General features: G+C 68.3%; 6 protein-coding genes. 1 reads left to right on the top strand and 5 read right to left on the bottom strand.

Features of this window, described 5'->3' with window-relative positions:
- From I5I_RS12275 to I5I_RS12295, 5 genes are all read right to left on the bottom strand, one after another.
- Positions 1-394 (bottom strand): MBL fold metallo-hydrolase (locus I5I_RS12275; protein ID WP_036320025.1); only part of this gene is annotated, 394 nt, incomplete at its 3' end.
- A 47-nt stretch (positions 395-441) separates the two neighbouring features.
- Positions 442-1,419, bottom strand: a complete 978-nt coding sequence (dapA, locus tag I5I_RS12280; RefSeq protein ID WP_036320028.1) for a 4-hydroxy-tetrahydrodipicolinate synthase — start codon at positions 1,417-1,419, stop codon at positions 442-444.
- Positions 1,420-1,485: 66 nt separating this feature from the next.
- Positions 1,486-2,250, bottom strand: a complete 765-nt coding sequence (locus I5I_RS12285) for an SDR family NAD(P)-dependent oxidoreductase (protein ID WP_036320030.1) — start codon at positions 2,248-2,250, stop codon at positions 1,486-1,488.
- A 42-nt stretch (positions 2,251-2,292) separates the two neighbouring features.
- Complete coding sequence (locus I5I_RS12290; RefSeq protein ID WP_036320032.1) at positions 2,293-2,790, bottom strand: dihydrofolate reductase; 498 nt, start codon at positions 2,788-2,790, stop codon at positions 2,293-2,295.
- A complete protein-coding gene (locus tag I5I_RS12295) occupies positions 2,787-3,608 on the bottom strand; it encodes a thymidylate synthase (RefSeq protein ID WP_036320036.1) in 822 nt (273 codons plus the stop codon). Before I5I_RS12295 ends, I5I_RS12290 begins: the two co-directional genes overlap by 4 nt.
- Positions 3,609-3,695: 87 nt before the next feature.
- Here I5I_RS12295 and I5I_RS12300 point away from each other — a divergent pair, with 87 nt between their 5' ends.
- Positions 3,696-4,133, top strand: a complete 438-nt coding sequence (locus I5I_RS12300) for a TlpA family protein disulfide reductase (protein WP_036320038.1) — start codon at positions 3,696-3,698, stop codon at positions 4,131-4,133.
- The last annotated feature ends 121 nt before the right edge of the window (positions 4,134-4,254 follow it).

Here is a 4,254-nt window from a genome sequence, read left to right on the forward strand (position 1 = left end):
TGCCCTCCTCGACGGTGAGCGTGTAGGCCTTGATGCGATGCTCCTTGAGCTTCGCTTCGACCAGGGCGAGGGTGAGTTTCGAACCGATCAAGGGAATGTCGTTCTTCAACCGCAGCAGGTACGGCACCGCGCCGATGTGATCCTCGTGGCCGTGCGTGAGCACGACGCCCACGACATCGTCGAGCCGATCCTTGATCGGCTCGAAGTCGGGGAGGATGAGGTCGACGCCGGGCTGGTGCTCCTCGGGGAACAGCACGCCGCAGTCGACGACGAGGAGCTTGCCGTCGTATTCGAAGACCGTCATGTTGCGACCGATCTCGCCCAACCCGCCGAGCGGGATGACGCGAAGGGTCTGGGGGGCGAGCGCGGGAGGCTCGGAGAACGTCGTGGGCATCGTCTGCCTTTCGTGGATGCCGCGGCATCCACCGGTATCGCGGTCGCTCAGCGGGTGGTGCCGTGGACCTTGGGAAGCGCGCCGCCGGCGGCGGCGTTGCGGTCGGGACGGAAGTTGGAGAAGTCGGCGCCGTCGACGCCCTTCACGAGTGCGAGCTCATCCTCGATGAGGGCGGCCTCCCACTCTTCGGGGCCGACGAGCGGGAGCCGCACCCGAGGGCTCGAGATGCGGCCGAGTCCGTGCAGGATGTACTTCGCGCTCACGGTCCCGGGCACGTGCGTCATGACGGCGCGCACGAGCGGCTCGAGCTGCTGGTGGGCGGCGGTCGCCGTGGCCAGGTCTCCGCGGTTGACGGCATCCACGATGACGCGGTAGGGCGTCGCAGTGATGTTCGCCGTCACGCCGATCAGGCCCGACGCGCCGATCGACAGATGCGGCAGGACGTTCGCATCGTCACCGGAGAAGTACATCAGGTCGGTCTGGTTGAGCACCCGGCTGACCTCGCTGAAGTCACCCTTCGCGTCCTTGACCGCGAGGATGTTCGGGTGGTTGGCGAGCCGCAGGATCGTCTCGTACTTGATCGGCACGCCGGTGCGTCCCGGAATGTCGTAGAGGATGACGGGAAGGTCGGTGGCGTCGGCGACCAGACGGAAGTGCGTCAAGATGCCGGCCTGGGTGGGCTTGTTGTAGTACGGCGTCACGATCATGATGCCGTCGGCGCCGGCCTTCTCACTGGCTTTGTAGAGCTCGATCGCGTGCGCGGTCTCGTTCGAGCCGCCGCCGGTGATGATCTTCGCCCGCCCGCTGGAGACGGACTTGCCGACCTCGACGAGCTTCAGCTTCTCGGGATCGGTGAGTGTGCTCGTCTCGCCGGTCGTGCCCGTGACGACGATGCCGTCGGCGCCGGCGGTGATGACGTCGTCGATGTGCTTCTCGACAGCGGGCCAGTCCACTTCACCGTCGGCCGTCATCGGAGTGACGAGAGCGACGAGGACCTGTCCGAAGGGATTGCCCGAGTGCGTCATGCTTCCAGGCTACCGGCTCGCGGCGACCCCGTCGGAGCAGACCGCGGGTGGGTCACGGCCGAGTCCTCAGCGTCCGGTGCGCGCCAGGCGCGCGGCCACGGGGCCCGGCAGCACACGCATCGCCGCCACCAGCACCTTGTAGCGCAGAGAGGGAATCGAGACGGCCTTGCCCCGCGCGGCGTCGCGCAGCCCTTCGCGGACGACGTCCGCTGCGTCGAGCCACATCACCGCCGGAATGCCCTCCCGCCCCGGCGGCAGCCCCAAGCGCTCGTGGAAGTTCGTGTGCGTGAAGCCCGGGCACAGCGCCGTCACGGTGACGCCGCGCGGCGCGTACGCGATGTTGGCCCATCGACTGAAGGAGATCACCCAGGCCTTGACCGCACCGTAGGTGCCTCGCGGAAGAAAACCCGCGACCGAGGCGACATTGACGATCCGGCCGTATCCCCGCTCGAGCATGGTGCCCAGCGCGGCGTGGGTCAGATGCATCGTCGCACGCACGTGCAGATCGAGGTGGCGCTGCTCGTCGGCGATGTCGCCCGCCGCGAAGTCGAGGTCGAGTCCGAATCCCGCATTGTTGACAAGGATGCCGATCGGTCGCTCGCGGTCGGCGACGCGGGCCACGACCGCGGCGAGACCGTCATCGGCGACGAGATCGGCGGCGAGCACCTCGACCTGTACCCGGTGATCTGCGCGCAGTCGCTCCGCGATGTCCTCGAGCGCGTCCTTGTCTCGGGCGACCAGGACGAGGTCGGCTCCGCGTGCCGCCAGTTGACGCGCGAACTCCGCGCCGAGGCCCGAACTGGCGCCCGTCACCACCGCTGTCTTGCCCATTCTGAGCTCCCTCTCGTCGTCGCCGCTCGAGACACGAACCGTTCAGGGACGGATCAGAGTCAGAAAGCGATAGGGGACGCCGGTGCGCGAGAGCGACCAGCCATCGTCCGGGTCGATGCGCGCCACGGCCCACCCGTCCCGCCGGGGGGCGTACGTGTCACCGTCGACCTCGAGATCGAGCTCGGTGACCTCCAGCACATCGGCGCGCGCGATCGCTTCGGCGAACAGCCCCGCTCCCCCGATGACCCAGGCCGCCTCTTCCCTGTCGACGAGCTCCAGCGCGCCATCGAGCGAGGCGGCCCGCTCCGCGCCGTCGTCCCGCCAGGACTCATCGCGGGTGACCACGACATTGCGTCGCCCCGGAAGGGGCCGGAAGCGGGGCGGGAACGACTCCCACGTCCGGCGCCCCATGATGACCGGATCCCCCATCGTCGCGGCGCGGAAATGCGCGAGGTCCTCGGGCACGTGCCACGGCATGCCCCCGTCCTTGCCGATGACGCCGCCGCGCGCCTCGGCCCAGATCAGGCCGAGCCGGGTCATACCGCGACCGCGGCTCGGATCGTGGGATGGTGCTGGTAGTCCTCGACGAGGATGTCGTCGTACGTGTAGTCGAAGATCGACGCGGGCGTCCGCGCGAACGAGAGGCGGGGATACGGATACGGCTCCCGTGTGAGCTGCTCGCGGACCTGCTCGAGGTGGTTGTCGTAGATGTGGCAATCACCGCCGGTCCACACGAAATCGCCGGGCTCGAGCCCCGTCTGCTGGGCGATCATCATCGTCAGCAGCGCGTAGGACGCGATGTTGAACGGCACACCGAGAAACATGTCGGCGCTGCGCTGATACAGCTGGCACGACAGCTTGCCGTCCGCGACGTAGAACTGGAACAACGCGTGGCAGGGAGCGAGTGCCATCTGCGGGATGTCGGCGGGGTTCCACGCCGACACGATGAGCCGGCGCGAGTCGGGGTTGGCGTGGATCTGCTCGATGACCTGTGAGATCTGGTCGATCTGCTCGCCGGACGGCGTCGGCCACGAGCGCCACTGCACTCCGTAGACCGGCCCGAGCTCGCCGTCGGCATCCGCCCATTCGTCCCAGATGGTCACACCGTGCTGCTGGAGCCACGAGACGTTCGACTCACCTCGCAGGAACCAGAGCAGTTCATAGGCGATCGACTTCATGTGCACACGCTTTGTCGTGATGAGCGGGAAGCCCTGCGACAGGTCGAAACGGATCTGGCGTCCGAACACACTCGTCGTGCCGGTGCCGGTGCGATCGTCCTTGTGTACGCCGTCGGCGAGCACCTCGCGGAGGAGGTCTTCGTAGGGGGTGGGGATGGATGCCGCGCTCACGCCAGCCACCCTACCCTCGCCCGCCGACGCCGGGACTGTTACGCACGGCCCGTCATCGGAGCCGGCGCACCTCCGGAGGCGGTATCGTGGCAGACCGTGAACATCGTCGATGCCGTGCTCGTGCTGACCGCACTGCTCGCCGTGACCCTCGCCGTCGGACTGCTCCTGCGGTGGACGCAGAATCGTCCCCGCCGTGCCTCGACCGATGAAGTCGTGGAACCGCGACGCCTCGGAGCCGACGCCCTCGGCGAGCGGGCCACCCTGCTGCAGTTCAGCACGCAGATGTGCGCGCGCTGCCCCGGCGTGCACCGCGTGCTGGGATCGATCGCCAATGCCCACGACGGTGTGATGCACCTGGACGTCGATCTCACCGACCGTCCCGACATCGCGAAGCACTTCCACGTGCTTCAGACGCCGACGACGTTGATCCTCGACCGCGACGGGGTCATCCAGACCCGCTTCGGCGGTACTCCCAGCCGCAGCGCGATCGAGCTGGAGCTCGGGCGCGTCACCGCCACCCCCGCCACCGTCTGAAGGTCTGCGCCCGCGCCGACCGCACCGGTTCCGCGGGAGCCTGGGCCCGTCTAGGCTCGGATGCACACCGCCGATACGCGGCCCGCATCCGACACGAGGAGCACACATGAGCGTCACGAGC

This window comes from Microbacterium sp. B24 (genome assembly GCF_000333415.1).
In the GTDB taxonomy this organism is placed as follows: domain Bacteria; phylum Actinomycetota; class Actinomycetes; order Actinomycetales; family Microbacteriaceae; genus Microbacterium.

Coding starts and splice junctions, on each gene's coding strand:
- I5I_RS12290 (WP_036320032.1), bottom strand. CDS start 2,790: ATGACCCGGCTCGGCCTGATCTGGGCCGAGGCGCGCGGCGGCGTCATC.
- dapA (WP_036320028.1), bottom strand. CDS start 1,419: ATGACGCACTCGGGCAATCCCTTCGGACAGGTCCTCGTCGCTCTCGTC.
- I5I_RS12285 (WP_036320030.1), bottom strand. CDS start 2,250: ATGGGCAAGACAGCGGTGGTGACGGGCGCCAGTTCGGGCCTCGGCGCG.